Raw genomic sequence first — 24,266 nt, 5'->3', positions numbered from 1 at the left:
GTTTCTGAGAAAGGCGATACGCGATGACTGCTCCGGCGACCGATGCCGTAGTTCTGGTCGGAGGAAAGGGCACGCGACTGCGTCCGCTCACGCTCTCCGCCCCCAAGCCGATGCTGCCCACGGCAGGTCTGCCGTTCCTCACCCATCTCCTGGCGCGCATCAAGGACGCCGGGATCGACCACGTCGTACTCGGCACGTCCTTCAAGTCGGAGGTGTTCGAGCAGCACTTCGGTGACGGCAGCGCACTCGGCCTCGAGCTCGAGTACGTGTTCGAGGAGGAGCCGATGGGCACCGGCGGCGGTATCCGCAACGTCCTGCCCCGGCTCCGCGCCGACAACGTCATGGTCTTCAACGGTGACGTGCTGGGCGGTACCGATCTGCGCGGCGTGCTCGACACCCACCGCACCACCGAGGCGGACGTCACCCTGCACCTCGTCCGCGTCGGTGACCCGCGTGCGTTCGGCTGCGTGCCCACCGACGAGTCCGGCCGCGTCACCGCGTTTCTCGAGAAGACCCAGGATCCGCCGACGGACCAGATCAACGCCGGCTGCTACGTGTTCAAGCGGGAGATCATCGAGAAGATCCCGTCCGATCGTCCGGTGTCCGTCGAGCGTGAGGTGTTCCCCGCACTGCTGGCCGAGGACAAGCGAGTCTTCGGACACGTCGACGCCGCCTACTGGCGCGACATGGGTACGCCGGAGGACTTCGTGAAGGGCTCCGCCGACCTCGTGCGCGGAATCGCACCGTCGCCTGCGCTGACGGGGACGCGGGGCGAGTCGCTGGTCCATCCCGGCGCGGGCGTCGCGCCCGGCGCGCTGCTGATCGGCGGCACGGTCGTCGGACGCGGCGCCGAGGTGGGAGCGGGCGCCCGTCTCGACGGTGCCGTCCTCTTCGACGGTGCCGTGGTCGAGGCCGGCGCGGTGGTCGAACGATCGATCCTCGGATTCGGTGCGCGCATCGGACCGCGGGCACTCGTGCGCGACGCCGTCATCGGCGACGGAGCCAACATCGGCGCGCGGTGCGAGCTGCTCCGCGGCGCCCGGGTGTGGCCCGGAGTGACGCTGCCCGACGGTGGAGTGCGCTTCTCGACCGACGTCTGAGGATCCAGGGCGTCCGAGAATCCAGGGCGTCCGAGAATCCAGGGCGCCCGAGGCTCAGCGAGCCGCCGCGCGGGAGATCATGTCCTGCAACGCGTCTCGTTCGGCGCCCGCCTCCCCGTCGGGGAGGTCGTCGACGGGCCACCACCGCAGGTCGTTCGACTCCGCGCTGCGGACGATGTGTGCACCGTCCGCGGCGCGTACGACGAAGCGCAGGTCGAGGTGGCGCGTCGGCTCGCCGAGCGAACACGTGATCGGGTGCGTGTGAACGGAGAGCAGCTCCGGCTCGAGAACCAGGTCGTCGATGCCGCTCTCCTCACGCGCCTCGCGGAGTGCCGCGTCCCGGACGGTCTCGTCGTCGACCTCGCAGTGTCCGCCCAGTTGGAGCCATCGTCCGACCCGCGGGTGCAGCGTCAGGAGCACGTGGCACCCACTCCGATCGAGCACCAGCGCCGACGCGGTGACGTGACCGGCCACGTTCTCGCGGAGACAGCCACGCGGCGCACTGTCGAGGAACGCCAGCATCGTGTGGCGCATCGAGTCGTCGTGCGGCTCGGTCGTCGACCAGGAACGGAGCAGTTCTCTCGCGGATTCGTGGAGGCTCTCGGCGCTCACGGACGGTTCCTCACAGTTCTCGGAACGCGGAGCCGGGCGGCGTCGGCGCGCGGGGCGACGGGGGAGTGAGCGGGTGTCCGACGGCGACGGCCCCGACGGGATGCCAGTCGGCGGGTAGATCGAGCGTCTCGCGCACGGTGTCGGCGGCGAAGATGGTCGACCCGACCCAGCAACTGCCGAGGCCGCGCGCCGCGAGCGACACCAGGAACGCCTGCACCGACGCGCCCGCCGCCACCGTGAACATGACGGTCTCCGCGGACTGCCGTTCCGCGTCCGGATAGTCGTGCGCGTCGTCGAGCACCGCGAACGCCAGAATCAGTTCCGGCGCGGTGCGCAGCAGATCACCGCGTGCCAGACGGGCCTCGATCGAGTCCGCGGTCCGTCCGTCTCGCTCGAGATCGGCGCGCCACCGCGTTGCCATCGCATCGAGCAGTGCGGTGCGCACCGCCGGTGTCCGGACGGCGACGTAGCGCATCGGGTGAGAGTGATGGGGAGCCGGCGCGGTGACGGCGTCCGCCACGGCGGCCTCGACGACAGCGGGATCGACCGGGGCCGAGTCGAACTCGCGTACCGAGCGACGGGCGGGTACCGCGCCGAGTGCACCTCGTCGCAGAGCCTCCTGCGTTCCCAACCAGAAGAGGTCGTCCTCGCCCGGACGCACCAGATCGCGGGCGGAGGAGCCGTCGTCGGCGTAGTGCAGACCCCGGACCACGGCGACGGGAACCGAGCCGAGCTTGCCCTTCACCAGATCCCCAGCGGACGCCAGCTCGTCCGCGAGCGCGACCTCGGTGACCATCAGCTCGTTGCCCTGCGCGTCGCGACCACCGGCGTACGCGTGCAGGACGGGCAACCCGGCCGATCCGATCGCGTTGTCCGTCTGGCCGTTCCGCCACGCGCGGCCCATCGTGTCGGTGACGACGACGGCGACGGCCACGCCCAGCGAACGGCGTACACCGTCGCGCAGTGCCCGGGCGGACGCGTCGGGATCCTCGGGGAGCAGGGCCAACTCGTCCGTCGACACGTTGGATCCGTCGATGCCGGACGCGGCCTGCACGATGCCGAGGCGGTTCTCGGTGATGAGCGTGCGACCGCGCTGGGCGAGTACGCGCACGGCCTCCTGCTCGACGAGCATGCGGCGCAGTGCGTCCCGCGCCTCCGGGTCGGTCGGCGCGGTCACGAGGCGTCCCTCGACCTTGGAGACGATCTTGCTCGTGACCACCAGGACATCGCCGTCGGCGAGCCACGGTGCTGCCGTGGCGACTGCTGCCACCAGGTCGTCGCCCGGCCGGAACTCGGGGAGTCCCGCGACGGGAATCACCTCGATCGAACCGCCCGGTGCATGATCGCCGGGACCGTCGGATCGGGTCACAGGACGCCCGCTGCCTCGAGCGCGGCGCGCGCCATCCGTGCGGTCACCGCGGGCTCGGTCATGAGCAGAGGTACCGCGCGCACGTCCACGCCGGGAACGTCGGCGGTGTCGGTCTCGTGGATCAGCCAGGCGTCGAGGATGCCCGCCGCCGAGCGGGCACCGTAGTGGCGGCCGATGGCCTCGGCCGTCGTCTCCACACCGATGACGGACAGGCACTCGTCGGCCATGCCGCGCAACGGCTTGCCGTCGATGACGGGGGAGAGCCCGACGACCTTCGCGGGTGTGGTGCGCAGTGCGGAGCGGATGCCGGGCACCGCCAGGACGGCGCCGATGCTGACCACCGGGTTGGACGGTGCGAGCAGTACCGCGTCCGCGGTCTCGATCGCCTCGACGACGCCGTCCGCCGGGGTCGCCTTGTCCGCTCCGACGTACGCGAAACTGTGAGTCGTCACAGCAGCGCGGTAGCGCACCCACCACTCCTGGAAATGAACGGCCTTGTCGGTGCCGTCGTCGGGATCGGTGATCACCACGTGGGTCTCGCTGCGGTCGTCCGTGACGGGCAGCAGGCGGACACCCGGAGACCACCTGTCGCACAGGGCCTCCACGACTGCGGACAGCGGGTACCCGGTGCGGAGCATGCGCGTCCGGATCAGATGCGTCGCGATGTCGCGGTCCCCGAGCCCGAACCAGTCCGGGTGGGCCCCGTACGCCGCGAGTTCCTCCTTGACGCTCCACGTCTCGTCGCGTCGACCCCAGCCGCGCTCGGTGTCGATGCCGTCGCCGAGCGTGTACATGCAGGTGTCGAGGTCGGGTGTGATGCGCAGGCCGTGCATCCAGACGTCGTCGCCGACGTTCACCACGGCCGTGACGTCGCCGTCCGGCCCCAGCAGTTCTCGAACCCCCTGGAGGAACCGCGCGCCACCGACGCCGCCCACCACCACAGTCACCTTCATGACCCTCGACCCTAGGCGGTCGCCGTCGGCGCGATCGGGCCGGTGGGCGCGAACCACGGCGTGTCCGACGCGAAACACCGGGGAAGTCTCGCCTTCCGGGAAAACCGGAGATCGGATGGTATTGCAAATCGAGCGGTCCGCTTGACCGCGACACACCGCGGCGTGTCTAATCACAGTCATGTCATTAACGGTTCGAACAGCGGAATCGCTTGTAGCGAACCACCGTTCGAACACGTGTTCCCATGAGTCGACACGAGTTCGCGCGCTGCGTTCCGCAGCGTCACGTCCCATGGTGACACGAGGCTTCGCTCTTCGATCCGGCTTCGCGGTCGATCATCGACACAAGTGACCGACAACAACTGCGCTCGAACAGGTGAGGAGGCGGACGTGATGCCGGAACAACACCACGACCTCGGTCGACAGGAGTCCCCCGTCGGGGAACTCGACGACGTACTGCACGTGGATGCCGTGACGGAGGACGCCCCGGCGGACCCCGTGGACGGGATCGACCCGGAGGACGTCTCGGTCGACGACGTCGACCCGCCGCTCACGAGCCTCGGAATGCCTGCGCCCGCACTGCATCTGAGTCTGGTGCCGGGCGACATGGATCCGCTCGAGGATCAGTGGCAGGAGCGCGCTCTGTGCGCTCAGACCGATCCCGAGGCATTCTTCCCGGAGAAGGGCGGCTCGACGCGCGAGGCCAAGCGCATCTGCCTCGGGTGCGAGGTGAAGGACGACTGCCTCGAGTACGCCTTGGCGCACGACGAGCGGTTCGGGATCTGGGGTGGGCTGTCCGAGCGCGAACGTCGCCGCCTCAAGCGCGGCATCATCTGACGCGTCGCGTCACCGCAGCCGCCGAACGACGCGCTGCAGGCGCCGGGGTGTCAGTCGTCCTCGGTGTCGGGGTCGACCACCTCGGGCGTGACCCCCAGGTAGGTCGCCACCTGCTCCACCAACACGTCGTGCACCAGGTCCGTCAGCTCCAGCGAGTCGTGAGCTCTCCGCTCGAGGGGCCGACGGAACAGCACGATCCGAGCCCGCGTCGTCGCTCCGCGCGTGTCCACTCCCGCCGGAACGAGTCTCGACAACGGCACCGGGCCCTCGGCCACGACCTCGGGTGGCCAGTTCACCGATTCCGGGTCCACCGCACGGATCTTCGGCACGTCGTCGACGGCGATGTCCAGTTTCGTCAGCCGGTCGTGCCACTTGCGATCGATCTCGGCGAACGCGTCCAGCACCGCCGCATCGAACTTCTCGGCGCGAGACCTGCGTGCGGGCACCGTGTCGGGGAACAGGGTGCCGCGCATTCCGCGACCCCGCCGCGCCGCGGACCGCGAGCTGGACGCCCGATGTTCCCGTCCGGGACGGCCGCCGGCGCGGCCGCGGGGTTGAGAGGATCCGGTGAACGACACGCGCCCATGCTACGACCGTGTCCTGCGAGGCACGCCGGAGGACACGCGCTAGGGTTCGACCTGTGAGAGCTGTGCGGGGATGCTGCCGACCGGGATGCAAGAGACCGGCCGTCGCGACGTTGACGTACGTGTACTCCGACTCGACCGCCGTCGTCGGACCTCTCGCCACCGTGGACGAGCCCCATTCCTGGGATCTGTGCGAGGTGCACGGTTCGTCGATCACCGCCCCCAAGGGGTGGGAGATGGTGCGCTACGAGGGTGGGTTCTCCACGTCCAGCCCCGACGACGACGATCTGACCGCACTCGCCGAGGCCGTCCGCGAGGCCGGTGCGCGTGAGCGTCCCGCTCCGTCCCTCGGTCGACGTGGTTCGTCGTTCGACACGCGCACCTCCGCCGACGTACCGGCCGCCGCGCCGACACGCACGGGTCGACGCGGACATCTGCGCGTTCTTCCCGACCCCACCAGCTGAACGACTGTTCCTGCGCGCGGCGTCGGGCTGCAGGACTGCTCGCGCGTCGCCCCCGGGCACTAGGCTCCCAGCATGGTCTCGCCGACTCGTCGTCGTGCGTGATCCGTCCGGTTCGTCCCAGATGCAGGAGTGTGCAGTGGCCCGACCAGCTGACCTGGTTCACAGCGTCATCAAGGCGTACGACGTGCGTGGTGTCGTCGGAGAGCAGATCGATGAGGACTTCGTCGCCGACGTGGGGGCCGCCTTCGCGAGACTCGTACGCGGCGAGGGCGTCTCGCAGCGCGTCGTGGTCGGGCACGACATGCGCGACTCGTCTCCCGCACTGTCGGCCGCCTTCGCGCGAGGGGTGACCTCACAGGGTCTCGACGTCGTTCTCATCGGCCTCGCGTCGACCGACCAGCTCTACTTCGCCTCCGGTCGGCTCGACTGCCCCGGTGCGATGTTCACCGCCAGCCACAACCCGGCGAAGTACAACGGGATCAAGCTGTGCCGGGCCGGCGCGAAGCCCGTCGGCCAGGACTCGGGACTCGCCACCATCTCGGCCGAGATCATCGACGGCGTCCCGACGTTCGACGGTGCGCCGGGCACGATCAGCGAGCAGGACGTGCTCGCGGACTACGCCACGTTCGTGCGCGACCTCGTGGACATCAGCGACATCCGTCCGCTGTCGGTCGCGGTGGACGCCGGCAACGGCATGGGCGGGCACACGGTGCCCGCGGTCCTGGACCCGACGTCGGTGACCGTGCACCCCCTGTACTTCGAACTCGACGGCACGTTCCCCAACCACGAGGCGAACCCGCTGGAGCCGGCGAACCTCGTCGATCTGCAGAAGTTCGTCACCGAGACGGGCGCGGACATCGGCCTCGCGTTCGACGGCGACGCGGACCGCTGCTTCGTGGTGGACGAACGCGGCGAGCCCGTCTCACCGTCCGCGATCACCGCGCTGGTGGCCGAGCGGGAGCTGGGCAAGCACCCCTCCTCGACCATCATCCACAACCTCATCACCTCACGGTCGGTGCCCGAGTTGGTGGAGCTGCTCGGCGGTACCGCCGTGCGCACCCGGGTCGGCCACTCGTTCATCAAGGCACTGATGGCCGAGACCGGCGCGGTGTTCGGCGGCGAGCACTCGGCGCACTACTACTTCCGCGACTTCTGGGGCGCTGATTCGGGCATGCTCGCAGCGCTGCACGTGCTCGCCGCGCTCGGGACACAGGACGAGCCGTTGTCCGCCCTGATGCGCAAGTACGAGGTGTACGCGGCATCGGGCGAGATCAACTCGACGGTGGCCGACGCTCGTGAGCGCACCGCCGCGGTGGTCGCGGCGTTCGCCGATCGCACCGTCTCCACCGACGAACTGGACGGTGTGACGGTCGATCTCGGTGACAGCGCGTGGTTCAACCTCCGCGCCTCCAACACCGAGCCCCTGCTCCGACTCAATGTCGAGGCACGCACCCCCGAGGACGTGGACCGCCTGACGACGGAGATCCTGAGCATCGTCCGCGCGTGACGGTTGCGGACTGACATAGTGGGGGATACGGAACGAGAGAGGCGGGTGAGGTGCCCATGACTGCTCCTTCGGCGTACGTCGATCTCGACGACGCGAGCGCGATACTGGCTGCGGACTCGTTGGGCGCACTGCACTCCGCCGCGCTGGCCGGCGCACAGATCCGCGCCACCGCGTCCGCCGTCCGCGAGGGCCTGCTGGCGCCGCTGGACGGTCTGCGTCCCCGCAGTGTCGTGCTCGTCGCCGCGTCCGGTCCCGCCCGGAGGGCGTCGGCGCTGGTCGCCGCGGTCCTCGCTCCGACCGCCGGCGTGCCGGTCGTCTCGCTCCCCGCGACCCCGCCGTGGGTCGGACCCCTGGACGTCGTGGTCGTGGCCGGCGACGACGCCGGCGATCCGGCCATCGCGGAGTCCGTCGCCGCCGGGGTACGTCGGCGCGCCGAGGTCGTGGTGGCCGTACCGGACGAGGGTCCTGTCGCGGACGCCGGTGCCGGCCGGGTGGTGTCCTTCCCGCCGCGAGTCCGTGTCCTCGATCGCAACTCCTACGCCCGGCACGTCGCGGTGATGGCCGCGGTACTCGCTGCGGTGGACCCGGCGTCGTCGGTCGGTGACCTCGACGCGGTGGCCGACGCGGTGGACGCGGAGGCCATGCGGCACCACGCGTCCGTCGAGGTGTTCCAGAATCCCGCGAAAGGTCTGGCGTCCCGGATGGCGGGTCGTCGGGTCCTCATGACCGGTGACGGCGTGGTGGCGACCGAGGTGGCCCGGCACGGAGCCGCGTCCCTGCTGCGGGCCGCGGGCGTCGTGGCGGCGGCCACCGAACTCTCCGATGCCGTCGGTGTGATCCACGACCTCGGCGCGATCGGTGGGGACTCCGCCGAGAGCGGCAGTGTCGACTACGACCCGCTGTTCCACGACGACCAACTCGACGGTCCGCCCTCGGCCGATCCCGTTCGGGTGTTCACCGTGTCGACCGACCCCGACGACAGTCTGGTCCGCCGGCGGGTGGCCGTCCTGGGTGAGGTCGACGTGGTGCGCGCCGACGACGACGGTGGTCCCCGCACGGATCTGGAGGCGCCCGCGCCCGCCGCGGTGCCCGGTCCCACGACGCCGGTCGGGGCGTCGCTGCGCAGGGCGCTCGTCCTGGCGGTGCGGATCGAGGCCGCGGCGGCCTATCTCCAACTCTCGAATTCTCAGGCCTCGGGAGGCAGGGAGTGACCCCAGCCGTGTCCGGGTTCGCAGCGATGACGACGGCAGGTGGTGGTCGGTGAATCTCCTCGACGGAACAGCACGGTCCTACGCGTGGGGTTCGCGCACGGCTCTCGCCGAACTGCGCGGCGTGCCCGCACCCACCCGGCATCCCGAGGCGGAGTTGTGGTTCGGTGCTCATCCGGGCGACCCGGCGCATCTCGTCACGCCGCGCGGTCGGGTCTCGCTGCTCGAGGCCATCGACTCCGACCCGACCGGACTGCTCGGAACCGGTGTGGTGGAGCGGCACGGTCCGCGCCTGCCGTTCCTCGTGAAGTTCCTGGCGGCCGAGGAGCCGCTGTCGCTGCAGGCTCACCCGTCCTCGGACCAGGCGCGCGAGGGTTTCCGACGGGAGAACGCCGCGGGCGTGCCCCTCGACGCCTCCGTCCGGAACTACAAGGACGCCAGCCACAAGCCCGAGCTCGTGGTCGCCCTGACGGAGTTCGACGCGCTCGCCGGGTTCCGCAGTCCCGCCGAGACGGTGGAGCTGTTCGGTCGGCTCGATGCGGACGAGCTGCGTCCCTACACCGAGATGCTTGCCGCGCAACCGGATTCGAGCGGCCTGCGCACCCTCTTCACCTCGTGGATCACTCTGCCGCAGCGGGCGTTGGACTCCGTGCTGCCGGCCGTTCTGGACGCGTGCGTCCGCGCGCTCGAACGTGCCGAGCAGACCGGGGACCGCACCTTCGTGCCGGAACTGCGCACCGCACTGGAATTGGGGGAGTACTACCCCGGCGATGCGGGCGTGCTCGCGGCGTTGCTGCTCAACCGGGTCACACTGCAGCCGGGCGAAGCTCTGTACCTGGACGCCGGAAACCTCCACGCGTACCTGCGCGGAACTGCGGTGGAGATCATGGCCAACTCGGACAACGTGTTGCGTGGGGGACTCACGCCCAAGCACGTCGACGTCCCGGAACTGTTGCGGGTGCTCGACTTCGAGCCGCTCGACTCACCGGTCCTCGTCGCCGACACCAGCCGTCCGCACGTGGTGCGCTATCCCACGCCGGCACCGGAGTTCGCACTCGTCGGTGTCGAATTGTCCGCGGCGTCCAGCGACGGTGAGCCGTGGACGCTCGCGCACGACGGTGACGCCGCGCCGCGCATCGTCCTGTGTGTCGACGGTCGGGTACAGGTCTCCTCGGATGAGTCCACCCTGGTCGTGGAGCGGGGAAGTGCCGTCTGGATCGCCGCGTCCGATCCGGACCCGCAGCTGTGCGCTCTCACCGACTCGGCTCGCGTGTTCGTGGCGGGCGTCGGCGGGATCTGACGGCCCCGACACGCTGGCGGATACGTCCCGCCTAGTTCACTGTTCGTGTGACGATGACCTCGGGCGGTCGACGGCCGCCCGGAGGACGTGAGGAGTTTCGACGGTGACCATCGACGGCAAGGACGCACCCGGTTCGCGCAACACCGGTCTGCGCAGAACGAAGTCCATCGAGCAGTCGATGCGCGACACGGACGAGCCGGACACGAAACTTCGCAAGAGCCTGTCATCGTGGGATCTCACCGTCTTCGGTGTCGCGGTCGCCGTGGGTGCGGGCATCTTCACCCTGACGGCGCGCACCGCGGGGAACGTCGCGGGCCCGTCCGTCTCGCTCGCCTTCGTGTTCGCCGCGATCGCGTGCGGACTCGCCGCGCTCTGCTACGCCGAGTTCGCCTCGACGGTGCCGGTCGCCGGCAGCGCGTACACGTTCTCGTACGCCACTTTCGGCGAGTTCGTCGCGTGGATCATCGGCTGGGACCTGATCCTGGAGTTCGCCCTCGCGTCGGCCGTCGTGGCGAAGGGCTGGTCCCTGTACCTCGGTGAGGTGCTCGGGACGTCGTCGCCCGTGGTGTCCATCGGCGGACTCGACGTCGACTGGGGTGCCCTGGTCATCGTCGCGGTGCTCACCGTCCTGCTCGCGACGGGCGTGAAGATCTCCTCGCGCGTCTCGCTCGTCATCACCGCGATCAAGGTGGGCGTCGTGCTGCTCATCGTCGTGGTCGGAGCGTTCTACATCAAGGCGGCGAACTACTCGCCCTACATCCCGCCCGCCGTCCCCGCCGAGAAGGAGTCGGGCCTCACCCAGTCGCTGTTCTCCTTCGTCACCGGCGCCGAGGGCAGCAACTTCGGCTGGTACGGACTCCTGGCCGCCGCGAGTCTCGTGTTCTTCGCGTTCATCGGCTTCGACGTGGTGGCCACCACGGCCGAGGAGGCGTCCGATCCGCAGAAGGCCCTGCCGCGCGGAATCCTGGGCTCGCTCCTGATCGTCACGATCCTGTACGTCGCGGTCACCCTGGTGCTGACCGGAATGGTGAAGTACACCGAACTCGGTGGCGAGGGCGCGACCCTGGCCACGGCCTTCGAACTGAACGGCATCACCTGGGCGTCGAAGGTGATCTCCTTCGGTGCGCTGGCCGGACTCACGACCGTGGTCATGGTGCTCATGCTGGGACAGTCGCGCGTGCTCTTCGCGATGTCGCGCGACGGTCTGATGCCGCGCCGTCTCGCGAAGACGGGGAGCCGCGGCACCCCGGTGCGCATCACCGTGCTCGTCGGCATCGTGGTCGGCCTTCTCGCGGCGTTCTTCCCCATCGGGACGCTCGAGGAGATGGTCAACATCGGCACCCTGTTCGCCTTCGCCCTGGTCTCCATCGGTGTCGTCGTCCTGCGTCGAACCCGCCCCGACCTGAAGCGCGGCTTCCGCGTCCCCCTGGTTCCGCTGGTGCCGATCCTCGCCGTGCTGGCCTGCGTGTGGCTGATGCTGAACCTGTCGGTGGAGACGTGGCTGCGGTTCGTCGTCTGGATGGCGCTCGGAGTCGTGGTGTACTTCGGCTACAGCCGCCGCCACTCGGTGCTCGGAGCCCGGCAGCATGCGGACGACACCCACTAGTCACCATATTTCGCGCCGATAACGGACCGATCTCACCATTCGGATCGTCGGACCGTCGCGCTACTTGCTCTACACTCGAATTCGAGACCGGAAGTTTGTTTCTGCGGTGGGCACGAGTCCGCCACGGAGTCCACTCGATGTCGAGGAGTTGACGTATGGCGCGGCGGTGGCACGACCCGAAGAAGCTGCTCTGGCTACTGGGGATGCTGGCGCCCGCCTCGGCACTGCTGCCGTCCCAACTGGTTCTGCACACGGGGGTGTCGGCCTTCTGGTGGAGCGGCGCGATGCTGTTCTTCCTGGTCATCCCCGTGGTCGACGCGCTGGCGGGGGAGGACGGCAACAATCCGTCCGACGCGCAGGTGCAGGACCTGCAGCACGACCGTTTCTATCGGTGGTGCACGTTCCTGTTCCTTCCGGTGCAGTACGCGGGGCTCGGTGTCGCGTGCTACCTCGTCACCTTCGGCACCCTGTCCGCCGTCGACAAGATCGGGTACGCGGTCAGTGTCGGTCTCGTCGCCGGCATCGGGATCAACGCGGCGCACGAGCTCGGTCATCGGGTGGAGAGCAGCGAGCGCTGGCTGGCCAAGATCGCTCTGGCGCAGAGCCTGTACGGCCACTTCCACGTCGAACACAACCGCGGACACCATGCGCGTGTCGCGACGCCCGCCGACCCGGCCAGCGCGCGCATGGGCGAGTCCCTCTACCGGTTCCTGTCCCGCAGTGTCAGCGGCGGCCTCGTGTCCTCCTGGGAGCTGGAGAAGCAGCGTCTCGAGCGCAAGGGCAGCGGCGTGTGGACGATCCGCAACAACGTGCTCAACGCGTGGGCGATGTCCGCTGCACTCTTCGGTGTCCTGGTCGCCGTCTTCGGCGTCGGCATCCTGCCGTTCCTCGTGCTCCAGGCGGTGGTCGGCGTGATGACCCTCGAGTCCGTCAACTACATCGAGCACTACGGGCTGCTCCGGGGACGGACACCCACGGGCCGGTACGAGCGGTGCGCGCCGCGGCACAGCTGGAACAGCGATCGGATCGTCACCAATATCTTCCTGTACCACCTGCAGCGGCACAGCGACCATCATGCGAACCCGGGCCGCCGGTTCCAGACGTTGCGCACCTTCGACGAGGCGCCGCAACTGCCGGCCGGCTACGCGACGATGGTCGTCCTCGCGGCCGTCCCGCCCCTGTGGCGTCGCGTGATGGACCACAGGGTCGTCGCGCACTACGACGGCGACGTCACCCGCGCGAACCTGCAGCCGAGCGCCCGCGCTCGACTGGAACGGCGCTGGGCGACCGTTCCCGAACGCGCCGCCGCCGCCTGACCCGTCGGCGCGAGACGACGGAACCGGACACGTCGTGGCCCCGACCCACCCGCGGGCAGCCGTGAGCCGATAGCCTGGAAGCCGATCATCAGCCGACAGGAGTGGCATCACACAATGACGACATCGACATCCCCCGACATTTCGAGCACCGAGGCGCTGCAGGCGGACATCCGCGGTGGCATCGAGTTCAAGGTCGCGGATCTCTCGCTGGCTGAGTACGGCCGCAAGGAGATCGGCCTCGCGGAGCACGAGATGCCCGGCCTCATGTCCCTGCGTCGCGAGTACGCCGACGTGCAGCCGCTGAAGGGTGCACGGATCTCCGGGTCGCTGCACATGACGGTCCAGACCGCCGTCCTGATCGAGACGCTGGTCTCGCTCGGAGCCGAGGTGCGGTGGGCATCGTGCAACATCTTCTCCACCCAGGACCACGCCGCCGCCGCGATCGTCGTCGGACCCCACGGCACGCCCGAGGATCCGCAGGGAATCCCGGTGTTCGCCTGGAAGGGCGAATCGCTGGCCGAGTACTGGTGGGCCGCCGAGAAGATGCTGACCTGGCCGGTCGCCGAGGACGGCACTCCCCGCCACGCCAACATGATCCTCGACGACGGCGGAGACGCCACGATGCTGGTGCTGCGCGGTGCGCAGTTCGAGAAGGCCGGCGTCGTGCCGCCCGTCGACGAGGATCGCGACTCCGACGAGTACAAGGTCTTCCTCGGACTGCTCCGCGAGTCGCTCGCGCAGGACGCCACCAAGTGGACGAGCATCGCCGAGTCGGTCAAGGGTGTCACCGAGGAGACCACCACCGGCGTGCTGCGCCTGTACCAGTTCGCCGCGGCCGGCGAGCTGACCTTCCCGGCGATCAACGTCAACGACTCGGTCACCAAGAGCAAGTTCGACAACACCTACGGCACCCGCCACTCGCTGATCGACGGCATCAACCGCGGCACCGACGTGCTGATCGGTGGCAAGAAGGTCCTGATCTGCGGCTACGGCGACGTGGGCAAGGGCAGCGCCGAGTCGCTGGCCGGTCAGGGCGCGCGCGTCCAGGTCACCGAGGTCGACCCGATCAACGCGCTCCAGGCGCTCATGGACGGGTTCGACGTCGTCACGGTGGACGAGGCGATCGGCAAGGCCGACATCGTCATCACCGCGACGGGCAACAAGGACATCATCACGCTCGACCACATGCGGTCGATGAAGGACAAGGCCATCCTCGGCAACATCGGCCACTTCGACAACGAGATCGACATGGCCGGTCTCGAGCGGTCCGGTTCGACACGCATCAACATCAAGCCGCAGGTCGATCAGTGGATCTTCTCCAGCGGCAAGTCGATCGTCGTCCTCTCGGAGGGTCGTCTGCTGAACCTCGGCAACGCCACCGGTCACCCGTCGTTCGTCATGAGCAACAGCTTCTCCAACCAGGTCATCGCGCAGATCGAGCTGTGGACCAAGCCGGACGAGTACGACAACGAGGTCTACCGCCTGCCGAAGCACCTCGACGAGAAGGTCGCCAAGATCCACGTCGAGGCTCTCGGTGGCACGCTGACCAAGCTCAGCAAGGAGCAGGCCGAGTACATCGGTGTCGACGTCGAGGGCCCGTACAAGCCCGAGCACTACCGGTACTGACACTCGGTCCCGTAGGACTCGACAGGCAGGAGTGGAGTCGATGGGCACTCTCATCGCGATCGAGGGCGTCGACGGAGCAGGCAAGTTCACGCTCTCGTCCCGCCTCACGCACGCGTGGGAGGCCGCCGGCGTGGACGCCGTCCGCGTCGGCTTCCCCCGCTACGGGGAGTCGATCCACGCCGACCTGGCCGCCGAGGCGCTGGCCGGTGAGCACGGCGATCTCGCCGCCGGGGTGAACTCGATGGCAGTGCTGTTCGCCCTCGATCGTGCCGGTGCGGTGTCCGACCTCCGTCGGATGCTGCACCGGCACGACGTGGTTCTGCTCGATCGCTACGTCGCGTCCAACGCGGCGTACTCTGCCGCGCGGGTCCACCAGGACGCGGACGGTGCGATGGTCGAGTGGGTGCGCGCGCTCGAGTTCGATCGCCTCGTCCTGCCGCGTCCCTCCGCCCAGATTCTCCTCGACGTTCCGGTCGAGGTCGCGAAGCATCGCGCGCGTGGTCGGGAGCAGGAGGATCCGTCGCGGGCCCGCGACGCGTACGAGCGCGACGGTGGTCTCCAGGCCCGTACCGCGGCGGTCTACGCGGGACTCGCGGCCTCGTCGTGGATGTCGCCGTGGTTCGTCGTGGACGGCGCGCAGGCGGACGGTGAGCAGGTCGACGTGACGAGACTCGCCGCCGAACTTCTCAATCAGACTGCGAAGTACGACGGGATGACACGATAGTCGTCATGAAGCCACGAATTCTGGTCGTCGACGACGATACGGCTCTTGCCGAGATGCTCACCATCGTGTTGCGCGGTGAGGGATTCGAGCCGTTCGTGGTGGGAGACGGCACCCAGGCGCTGTCCGCCGTCCGGGAGAACCGACCGGATCTGGTGCTGCTCGACCTGATGCTCCCCGGTATGAACGGCATCGACGTCTGCCGCGTGCTGCGGGCGGACTCCGGTGTGCCGATCGTGATGCTCACCGCCAAGACCGACACGGTCGACGTCGTGCTGGGACTCGAGTCCGGCGCCGACGACTACATCATGAAGCCCTTCAAGCCGAAGGAGCTCGTGGCCCGCGTCCGCGCGCGCTTGCGACGCACCGAGGAGGAGCCGGCCGAGCTCCTGTCGATCGGCGACGTCGTCATCGATGTTCCGGCGCACAAGGTCACCCGCGACGGCTCGCTCATCTCGCTGACGCCGCTCGAGTTCGACCTGTTGGTGGCGCTGGCCCGCAAGCCTCGTCAGGTCTTCACCCGCGAGGTGCTGCTCGAACAGGTGTGGGGATACCGGCACGCCGCCGACACCCGCCTCGTGAACGTGCACGTCCAGCGACTGCGCGCCAAGGTGGAGACGGATCCGGAGAACCCCGAGGTGGTTCTCACCGTGCGCGGTGTCGGGTACAAGGCCGGCCCGCCGTGATCGGAGCCGATCGACTGCGGGACGGTCGGTGATCTTCACGTCCCGCTCCCGTCGACGCATCAACGGAACCTTCTCGCCTCTGGTGCGATGGTCCCGGTCCATGTGGGCTGCCGCCGGTCACGCGTGGCGTCGGTCGCTGCAGTTGCGCGTCGTCGTGTCGACGCTGACGCTCTCCCTCATCGTGATCACGATCCTCGGCGTCGTGCTCACGAGTCAGATCACGGATCGACTTCTCGACACCAAGATCGACGCCGCCACGAAGGAGCTCGATCGCGCGCGTGCGTCCGTCGAGAGCCAGTTGGCGGGCGACGACTCGACGTCGATCTCGAACCGTCTGGAGCTCGCTCGGTCCGGTCTGACGAGCCGGGACACCGAGAGCGGCGCGGACAGCACGTCCGCCGGCACGTTCGACCCCGTGCTCATCGTCCCCGGCGACGGAGCCCGCGACGAGCTGTTCACCGGTCCCGCCGACCAGATCCCGCAGACGTTGCGCTCGTTCGTCCAGGCCGGCCAGGTGAGCTACCAGTACGCGACCGTGTCGGAACCGGACGGCTACTCGGGTCCGGCCCTCATCGTCGGCAGTCCCACCGCGTCGGACCTCTCCACCCTCGAGCTGTACCTGGTGTTCCCCCTCGCGGGAGAGGACCGCAGCCTCGCCCTCGTGCGCGGAACCCTGCTCATCGGCGGTGCGGTCCTGCTGGTGCTGCTCGCGGCCATCTCGATGCTGGTCGCCCGGCAGGTGGTGGTCCCCATCAGATCGGCGTCGCGCATCGCGGTGCGCTTCGCGGACGGCCGGCTCAAGGAACGTATGCCGGTGCGCGGCGAGGACGACATCGCCCGGCTCGCCATGTCGTTCAACGAGATGGCCGAGAGCCTGTCGAAGCAGATCACCCAGCTCGAGGAGTTCGGAAACCTGCAGCGCCAGTTCACGTCCGACGTCTCGCACGAGCTGCGGACGCCGCTCACCACCGTCCGCATGGCCGCCGAGCTCATCCACGACGCCAGCGAGAGTCTCGATCCGCTGCTCAAGCGCTCGTCCGAGTTGCTGGTCGCCGAGCTGGACCGTTTCGAGACACTGCTCAACGATCTGCTCGAGATCTCCCGCCACGACGCGGGCGTCGCCGAACTGGCGTCCGAGCAACTCGATCTCCGTATGTGCGCCCGCGCCGCGGTGTCCACCGTGCGGCACCTCGCCCGCGAGACGGGCACCGAGCTGATCGTCGACATGCCCGACGAGCCGGTCAACGCCGAGGTGGACCCGCGCCGTGTCGAACGCGTGCTGCGCAACCTGTTGGCGAACGCTCTCGACCACGGGGAGGGCAAGCCCGTCCTGCTGCGCCTGCGCGCGGACGACGACGCCGCCGCCTTCGTCGTGCGGGACCAGGGTGTGGGACTGCGCCCCGGTGAGGAGAAGCTCGTGTTCAACCGCTTCTGGCGGTCGGATCCGTCCCGCGTCCGACGTTCGGGCGGTACGGGCCTGGGGCTCGCCATCAGTCTCGAGGACGCCCGCCTGCACGACGGCAAGCTCGAGGCCTGGGGCGAACCGGGCCAGGGCGCCTGGTTCCGCTTCACGCTGCCGCGCGTGCGTGGTCGCAAGGTCGTGTCCAGCCCCCTGCCGCTGCGACCCGCGGGCCGCAGGTACGCACAGGGACAGCCGCTTCCGGCGGCGCGCCCGACGAGTGTCGGCGCCGCAGCGGGGGAGCAGCGACCGTGAGAGACCGCACCGTGCCGCGGCGACGAGCCGCCCTCGTGGCGTGCGTGGCCGCGCTCGCGCTCGTCGCGTCCGGATGCGCGTCGTTGCCCGCGTCGTCTGCGCCGCAGGCCATCGGCACCGTCGCGCGCGGGCCCGTCGAGCAGGAACTCCCCGTTCCCGCCGCGGGTCGTGAACCCAATCTTCTCGTCCGCGACTTCGTCAAGGCCAGCACCGATCCGGCGGACGACCACGCGGGTGCACGTCAGTTCCTGACGGCGAACGCCGCCTCGGAGTGGAACGACGGCGCCAGCGCGATCGTCGTGGACAAGGTGGACGTCCTCGAGGACTCTCGGTCGAGTGACGCCGCGCAGTACACGATCCGAGCCAACCGGGTGGGGCAGCTCGATCAGGGTGGGCAGTACCGCGCCGAGCAGGGATCGTTCGAGACCCAGGTGACGCTGGACCGCGAGGACGGCGAGTGGCGGATCGACGAGCTGCCGTCCGGAGTCGTCATGGACCGCACCCAGTTCCTCACCTCTTACCAGCGCAAGTCGCTGTACTTCGTCGATCCCACCGGCACCGAACTGGTGCCCGATCAGCGTTGGGTGAACACCACGCAGGACCGGATGACAGAGACCCTGACAGCACTGCTGCAGGCGGGTCCGCGACTGTCGCTGGAGCCGGCGGTGCGCAACGTGTTCAACGGTGTCACCACGGCCGGTCCCATCACGAAAGCCGACGGGCGTACCTCGGCCGTCGGCATCGGTCTCGGCGGTGTCCGCATCGACTTCCGGGGCGCCGGTGCGCTGGACCGCGCGACCCGCGAACTACTTGCCGCGCAGATCATCTGGACACTGGCCGAGGCCGAGGTGTCGGGTCCCTACGTCCTGCTTTCGGACGGCGCGCCGTTGGACCCGAACTATCCGGACGGCTGGACCACCGCCGAGGTCGCAGAATTCGATCCGTTGGCGGTGACGGGTGCCGACGTGGGCCTGCACGCACTGCGCAACGGCGGGCTCGTCCGCATCGGAACCGACGGCGTGACACCGGTTCCCGGCTACTTCGGCACCGTCAACAACATGCGGTCCATCTCGTTGTCCAGCGACGGAACGCTCGTGGCGGCCGTGTCGGACACCGGTCGTGCGGCGCCGCAGCCGCCCGACGCGCTGCTCATCGGCTCCTACGGCGGCAACGCCTTCCCGGTCGCGGAGGGTGGCTCGATCACCCGGCCCACCTGGGGTCCCGACCGCGACGCCGTGTGGGCCGTCGTGGACGGCACCGTGGTCAAGCGCGCCGTCCGCGACCCGGCCACCGGACAGGTGTCGGTGGTGGACGTCGATTCCGCCGACATCGCCGAGCTCGGCGGCCAGATCACCGAACTGCGGCTCTCCCGCGACGGGGTGCGAGCGGCTCTCATCGTGGACGGCGCCGTCTACGTGGCGGTGGTGGTGCGGCGCGCCGACGGCACCTACGCACTCCGCGAGCCCGAGGCGGTGGCCAACGGTCTGGCGAGCGCGGCGCTGTCCCTGGACTGGAGCACCGGCGACACGGTGGTCGTGGCCCGAGCGGCGACCGACATCCCGATCGTGCAGGTGGCCGTCGACGGCTCACGTCTCGACGGGCTGCCCAGCCGCAACCTCACCGCTCCCGTCGTGTCCGTCGACGCCTCAGCGTCGAGCACCTACGTGGCCGATTCGCGCGCCGTGTTCCAGATCGACGACAGCGACCCGGCGAGTGACCGCTACTGGCGCGAGGTGCCCGGCCTGACCGGCACGAAGTCCGTGCCCGTCCTGCCGGGCTGACGAGCGGCGAACTCTGTCGGAGCCCCGCGACACAGTGTCCCGGTGCCGACGACCCTGCTGGACCTCATCCTGCCCCGCGAGTGCGGCGGCTGCGCCCGTGTCGACGCCTCGTGGTGCCCCGCCTGCGCCGGCGCGCTCGACGCCGCGCCGGGGTCGGTGCGGCCGCGTGTCGATCCCGGGGTGCCGTGCTGGGCGCTCGGCCCGTACGCCGGCCCGCACCGTGCGTCGATCCTGGCGATGAAGGAACGCGGTCGGCGGGATCTCGCGGCACCGCTCGGGGTCGCCCTCGCCGCCGCCGTGACGCGCCTGCGCGACGCCGGGGAGATCGATCCACCCGAGCTGTCGCCCCTCGTGCTGGTCCCGGCCCCGTCCCGACGCCGCGCGGCACGGGCGCGCGGTGGTGATCCGATCCTGCGTACCTGCCGCCGTGTCGCGCGGGTGCTCGCACCGGAGGACGTGCGCGTCGTGTCGGTGCTGCGGGTGGACGCGCAGGTGCGTGACTCCGTCGGTCTCACCGCCGACGAGCGTGCGGACAACCTGCGGGGGCGGGTCCGTGTCCGGAGTGGGGGCATCGCCGCGATCGGTCGCGGACCGGTGCTGCTCGTCGACGACGTGGTGACCACCGGAACCACCGCCGCGGAGTCGGTGGCGGCACTGCGACGGTCCGGTGTCGGTGTCGACGCGGTGCTCGTTCTCGCCGCCGTGCGCTGACGTCGCAGTGCCTGTCCCGGTGCCGGAAAGGGAGCCTGAAAAGGTCCCGTGAATATCCCGTGAACAGTGGCAGACCACCCGGGGAGCGACTACGGTCAGGGCCACGATCGATCCTCGCTACCGGGTCTGGAGGTGATGCCTCACCACCGAAGGCGCCGGGCGGTCCGCGCTCCGGTGTCACCGTTCTTCCGCTGCGCCAGAAGCGATCTCGGCGCGGCCTCTATCGGGAGGTACGTATGACGACAACGTCACCAGTGACGACTGCACACACGAGCACCCACCGGGTGCACGCGCATCCCCGCGAAGCTCACGCCCATGGTCCGGAGCAGAACGACTCCACCGCCCTCGACTCGACCGACTCCACTGCGGATTCCGTCTACTTCGACGATGCACCCAGTGCCGTCCCGGCCGACGACAGCTCGAGCGCCGAACCCGCCGCCGAGGTCGTGGTCAAGGGTCGCAACGTCGAGATACCCGACCACTTCCGCCTGTACGTCTCCGAGAAGCTCGCTCGCCTCGAGCGCTTCGATCCCACCATCCATCTGTTCGACGTCGAGCTGTTCCACGAACGCAACCGTCGTCAGTCCAAGAGTTGCCAGCGAGTCGAGATCACCGTGCGGGGCAAGGGCCCCGTCGCGCGTGCCGAGGCCTGCGCGGACAGTTTCTACGCCGCCCTCGAGTCGGCGACCACCAAGCTCGAGAGCCGACTCCGACGGACGAAGGACCGCCGCAAGGTCCACTACGGGGAGAAGCGGCCCGTGTCGGTGGCCGAGGCGACCGCCGCGCTCGTCGAGGAGGCCGTCACTGCCCCCGTCGAGGAGGCGCCCGCCGTCGACGACCACGCCACCGAGGGCCCGGGCACCGTGGTGCGCGTCAAGGAACACCCGGCCGTGCCGATGACCGTCGACGACGCCCTGTACGAGATGGAGCTCGTGGGCCACGACTTCTTCCTGTTCCACGACAAGGAGTCCGACCGGCCGTCGGTCGTCTATCGCCGCCACGCGTTCGACTACGGACTGCTGCGTCTGTCCTGACGCTCGCACCGCCGCGCCGACCACATCGGGCGTCCGCTCCGGCGGGCGCCCGGTGTCGTGCGCGGAACATCCGGTGTGCCTCACAGCGCGCTGTCAGGCTCGACGCCTACGATGGTTCCGCCGGGAGACCGACGAGGTCTCTTCGCATCGAACTGCGCCCCCCCGTGTGGACGGGCTCGGTTCACGCCCCACGTACCCGATATTGAGGACGAATAGCCCGTGCCGACGTTGTCGTTGTCCAAGTTGCTCCGTGTCGGTGAAGGTCGCATGGTCAAGCGGCTGAAGCACATCGCCGACCACGTGTCGTCCCTGTCGCCGGACGTCGAGTCCCTGACGGACGCCGAACTGCGTGCGAAGACAGACGAGTTCACGAAGCGGCACCAGGACGGCGAGAGCCTCGACGAACTGCTGCCCGAGGCGTTCGCGGTCGCCCGCGAGGCGTCCAAGCGGGTGCTGTCCCAGCGCCACTTCGACGTCCAGGTCATGGGCGGCGCCGCGCTGCACTTCGGCAACGTCGCCGAGATGAAGACCGGTGAGGGCAAGACCCTCACCTGCGTCCTCCCGGCGTACCTGAACGCGCTGTCCGGTGACGGCGTCCACGTCGTCACGGTCAACGACTACCTGGCCAAGCGTGACTCGGAGTGGATGGGCCGCGTTCACCGCTTCCTCGGACTGAGCGTGGACGTGATCCTCTCGGGCATGACGCCCGCCGAGCGGCGCGCCGCCTACGCGGCCGACATCACGTACGGCACCAACAACGAGTTCGGTTTCGACTACCTCCGCGACAACATGACGCACTCGCTGGACGACCTGGTCCAGCGCGGACACAACTTCGCCGTGGTGGACGAGGTGGACTCGATCCTCATCGACGAGGCCCGTACCCCGCTGATCATCTCGGGCCCCGCGGACGCGTCGTCGAAGTGGTACCCGGAGTTCGCCCGCATCGCCCCCATGATGAAGAAGGACGTCCACTACGAGGTGGACATCAAGAAGCGCACGGTGGGTGTGCACGAGGCGGGCGTCGAGTTCGTCGAGGACCAGCTGGGCATCGACAACCTGTACGAGGCCGCCAACTCGCCGCTGGTGAGCTACCTGAACAACGCCATCAAGGCGAAGGAGCTCTACCAGCGCGACAAGGACTACATCGTCCGAGACGGCGACGTCATCATCGTCGACGAGTTCACCGGCCGCATCCTGGTGGGGCGCCGCTACAACGAGGGCATGCACCAGGCCATCGAGGCCAAGGAGAAGGTGGAGATCAAGGCCGAGAACCAGACCCTCGCCACGATCACGCTGCAGAACTACTTCCGTCTGTACGACAAGCTCTCCGGCATGACCGGTACCGCCGAGACCGAGGCGGCCGAGCTGCACCAGACGTACTCGCTCGGTGTCATCCCCATTCCCACCAACCGCCCGATGGTGCGTGTGGACAACGGCGACCTCATCTACAAGAGCGAGGAAGCCAAGTTCAGTGCCGTCGTCGACGACGTCGTCGAGCGGCACGAGAAGGGTCAGCCGGTTCTGATCGGTACCACCAGTGTCGAGCGCTCGGAGTACCTGTCCAAGCAGTTCACCAAGCGCGGTGTCGCGCACAACGTGCTCAACGCCAAGTTCCACGAGCAGGAGGCGACCATCATCGCCGAGGCCGGCCGGTCCGGCGCGGTGACGGTGGCCACCAACATGGCGGGTCGAGGAACCGACGTGGTGCTCGGCGGCAACCCGGACATCATCGCGGACCTCGCGCTGCGCGGGCAGGGGCTCGATCCCGTCGAGTCGCCGGAGGAGTACGAGGCGGCGTGGGAGCCCACGCTGGAGAAGGTCAAGGACCAGGTCCGCGAGGACGCGGACAAGGTCCGCGACGCGGGCGGTCTCTACGTCCTCGGTACCGAGCGGCACGACTCACGCCGTATCGACAACCAGTTGCGAGGACGCTCGGGTCGTCAGGGCGACCCGGGGGAGAGCCGGTTCTACCTGTCGCTCGGCGACGAGCTGATGCGCCGATTCAACGGTGCCGCTCTCGAGTCGATCATGACGCGACTCAACCTCCCGGACGACGTCCCGATCGAGGCCAAGATGGTCTCCAAGGCCATCAAGAGCGCGCAGACGCAGGTCGAGCAGCAGAACTTCGAGATCCGCAAGAACGTCCTCAAGTACGACGAGGTGATGAACCAGCAGCGCACCGTCATCTACGAGGAGCGTCGCCGCATCCTCCGCGGAGAGGACATGGAGGGCCAGGTCGAGCAGATGATCACCGACGTGGTCACCGCGTACGTCGACGGCGCCACCTCGGAGGGCTACGTCGAGGACTGGGACCTCGAACAGCTGTGGACCGCGCTGAAGACGCTCTACCCGGTGGGCGTGCAGCACACCGACCTCGCAGCGGAGAACGAGTTCGGCGAGAAGGGCGACCTGTCGCGGGACGACCTGCGCGAGGCGCTGCTCGAGGACGCCCGCGCGGCCTACGCCACGCGTGAGGCGGAGATCAACGAGATCGCGGGCGAGGGCGGTATGCGCGAGCTCGAACGACGGGTGCTGCTGTCCGTGCTCGACCGCAAGTGGCGTGAGCACCTCTACGAGATGGACTACCTCAAGGAGGGCATCGGTCTGCGCGCGATGGCGCAGCGCGATCCCCTCGTCGAGTACCAGCGCGAGGGCTACGACATGTTCACCGGCATGCTCGACGGGTTGAAGGAGGAGTCCGTCGGGTTCCTCTTCAACCTGCAGGTCGAGGCGGCGGCGCCGAGTCCCGCGGCCTCCGCGGGCCTGCAGGTGGGCGCGGGACTGCAGTCGCCCGTCGCAGCCCGACCGGCGCCGGCAGCGCAGGCCGCCCCCGCAGCGCAGGCCGCCCCCGCGGCGCCGGCGCAGCGTCGACCCGAACCCACTGCGGAACCGGCGCCCGAACCGCGGCCCGCCGCACCTGCCGCGCTGCGCGCCAAGGGGCTGGACGACGAGTCGACCGGTCGCCTTACGTACTCCGGTCCCGACGAGACGGGCGGCACCTCGGTCCGCCGCGCCGGGTCGGGGTCGCCGACGGGCGAGTCGAGCTCCGGCACTCGACGCGAGCGCCGCGAGGCGGCTCGGGCCGGGGTCAAGCCGGTCAAGCGCGCACCGAAGGCCAAGCGGCGCAAGTGATCTGCTCG

Annotated in this window: 20 protein-coding genes; 16 read left to right on the top strand and 4 right to left on the bottom strand. The window is 69.3% G+C overall.

Translation table 11 applies throughout. The features are described from left to right. Positions 1-23: 23 nt before the first annotated feature. A complete protein-coding gene (locus QE449_RS13630) occupies positions 24-1,100 on the top strand; it encodes a sugar phosphate nucleotidyltransferase (RefSeq protein WP_027506882.1) in 1,077 nt (358 codons plus the stop codon). A 54-nt stretch (positions 1,101-1,154) separates the two neighbouring features. Here the strand turns inward: QE449_RS13630 and QE449_RS13625 are convergent, their stop codons facing one another. From QE449_RS13625 to cofD, 3 genes are read right to left on the bottom strand one after another with little or no spacing between them, the layout of a single operon-like run. Continuing rightward, the gene (locus QE449_RS13625) at positions 1,155-1,712 is read right to left on the bottom strand and encodes an NUDIX hydrolase (protein ID WP_056447758.1); all 558 of its coding nucleotides are present in this window, start codon (positions 1,710-1,712) and stop codon (positions 1,155-1,157) included. A gap of 10 nt (positions 1,713-1,722) precedes the next feature. Further along, positions 1,723-3,081: a coenzyme F420-0:L-glutamate ligase gene (locus QE449_RS13620; RefSeq protein WP_307108961.1), complete on the bottom strand. Its 1,359-nt coding sequence runs from the start codon at positions 3,079-3,081 to the stop codon at positions 1,723-1,725. After that, positions 3,078-4,034: a 2-phospho-L-lactate transferase gene (cofD, locus tag QE449_RS13615; RefSeq protein ID WP_027506879.1), complete on the bottom strand. Its 957-nt coding sequence runs from the start codon at positions 4,032-4,034 to the stop codon at positions 3,078-3,080. The genes QE449_RS13620 and cofD overlap by 4 nt, the downstream gene beginning before the upstream one ends. 603 nt (positions 4,035-4,637) lie before the next feature. On the opposite strand from cofD, the gene QE449_RS13610 reads away from it, so the two are divergent. Further along, entirely contained in the window at positions 4,638-4,868 is a 231-nt protein-coding gene (locus tag QE449_RS13610) for a WhiB family transcriptional regulator (RefSeq protein WP_197027846.1), read from the top strand. A gap of 50 nt (positions 4,869-4,918) precedes the next feature. Here the strand turns inward: QE449_RS13610 and QE449_RS13605 are convergent, their stop codons facing one another. Further along, complete coding sequence (locus QE449_RS13605) at positions 4,919-5,341, bottom strand: metallopeptidase family protein (RefSeq protein ID WP_051613606.1); 423 nt, start codon at positions 5,339-5,341, stop codon at positions 4,919-4,921. Positions 5,342-5,508: 167 nt separating this feature from the next. On the opposite strand from QE449_RS13605, the gene QE449_RS13600 reads away from it, so the two are divergent. From QE449_RS13600 to secA, 14 genes are all read left to right on the top strand, one after another. Then, positions 5,509-5,916 (top strand): DUF3499 domain-containing protein, encoded by a 408-nt coding sequence (locus tag QE449_RS13600; RefSeq protein WP_200933827.1) that lies wholly within the window; start codon positions 5,509-5,511, stop codon positions 5,914-5,916. A gap of 136 nt (positions 5,917-6,052) precedes the next feature. Further along, positions 6,053-7,423, top strand: a complete 1,371-nt coding sequence (locus tag QE449_RS13595) for a phosphomannomutase/phosphoglucomutase (protein ID WP_056448043.1) — start codon at positions 6,053-6,055, stop codon at positions 7,421-7,423. A gap of 56 nt (positions 7,424-7,479) precedes the next feature. Then, a complete protein-coding gene (locus QE449_RS13590) occupies positions 7,480-8,634 on the top strand; it encodes a tobH protein (protein ID WP_307108960.1) in 1,155 nt (384 codons plus the stop codon). Between the two features lie 49 nt (positions 8,635-8,683). Continuing rightward, positions 8,684-9,931 carry a mannose-6-phosphate isomerase, class I gene (manA, locus tag QE449_RS13585; RefSeq protein WP_307108959.1) on the top strand — a complete coding sequence of 416 codons (1,248 nt, stop codon included), beginning with the start codon at positions 8,684-8,686 and terminating at the stop codon, positions 9,929-9,931. A 178-nt stretch (positions 9,932-10,109) separates the two neighbouring features. Next, positions 10,110-11,537 (top strand): amino acid permease, encoded by a 1,428-nt coding sequence (locus tag QE449_RS13580; protein WP_307109726.1) that lies wholly within the window; start codon positions 10,110-10,112, stop codon positions 11,535-11,537. Between the two features lie 155 nt (positions 11,538-11,692). Beyond that, on the top strand, positions 11,693-12,853 hold the full coding sequence (locus QE449_RS13575) for an alkane 1-monooxygenase (protein ID WP_307108958.1): 1,161 nt from the start codon (positions 11,693-11,695) through the stop codon (positions 12,851-12,853). Between the two features lie 114 nt (positions 12,854-12,967). After that, a complete protein-coding gene (ahcY, locus tag QE449_RS13570; protein WP_037186733.1) occupies positions 12,968-14,479 on the top strand; it encodes an adenosylhomocysteinase in 1,512 nt (503 codons plus the stop codon). 40 nt (positions 14,480-14,519) lie between these two features. Further along, the gene (locus QE449_RS13565; RefSeq protein ID WP_307108957.1) at positions 14,520-15,203 is read left to right on the top strand and encodes a dTMP kinase; all 684 of its coding nucleotides are present in this window, start codon (positions 14,520-14,522) and stop codon (positions 15,201-15,203) included. Positions 15,204-15,208: 5 nt separating this feature from the next. Beyond that, entirely contained in the window at positions 15,209-15,886 is a 678-nt protein-coding gene (mtrA, locus tag QE449_RS13560; RefSeq protein ID WP_027506869.1) for an MtrAB system response regulator MtrA, read from the top strand. Positions 15,887-15,914: 28 nt separating this feature from the next. Beyond that, the gene (gene mtrB / locus QE449_RS13555; protein ID WP_307108956.1) at positions 15,915-17,600 is read left to right on the top strand and encodes an MtrAB system histidine kinase MtrB; all 1,686 of its coding nucleotides are present in this window, start codon (positions 15,915-15,917) and stop codon (positions 17,598-17,600) included. Then, positions 17,597-19,381 (top strand): MtrAB system accessory lipoprotein LpqB, encoded by a 1,785-nt coding sequence (gene lpqB / locus QE449_RS13550; RefSeq protein ID WP_373428298.1) that lies wholly within the window; start codon positions 17,597-17,599, stop codon positions 19,379-19,381. The genes mtrB and lpqB overlap by 4 nt, the downstream gene beginning before the upstream one ends. Positions 19,382-19,423: 42 nt before the next feature. Further along, a complete protein-coding gene (locus QE449_RS13545) occupies positions 19,424-20,092 on the top strand; it encodes a ComF family protein (protein WP_307108955.1) in 669 nt (222 codons plus the stop codon). Positions 20,093-20,538: 446 nt separating this feature from the next. Further along, positions 20,539-21,126 carry a ribosome hibernation-promoting factor, HPF/YfiA family gene (gene hpf / locus QE449_RS13540; RefSeq protein ID WP_027506865.1) on the top strand — a complete coding sequence of 196 codons (588 nt, stop codon included), beginning with the start codon at positions 20,539-20,541 and terminating at the stop codon, positions 21,124-21,126. Positions 21,127-21,345: 219 nt separating this feature from the next. Continuing rightward, positions 21,346-24,258: a preprotein translocase subunit SecA gene (gene secA / locus QE449_RS13535; RefSeq protein WP_307108954.1), complete on the top strand. Its 2,913-nt coding sequence runs from the start codon at positions 21,346-21,348 to the stop codon at positions 24,256-24,258. Positions 24,259-24,266: the final 8 nt, after the last annotated feature.

Origin of the sequence: Rhodococcus sp. SORGH_AS_0303 (assembly GCF_030819335.1) — a bacterium.
GTDB lineage: Bacteria > Actinomycetota > Actinomycetes > Mycobacteriales > Mycobacteriaceae > Rhodococcoides.
This window is presented reverse-complemented; position numbering and strand designations above follow the sequence as displayed.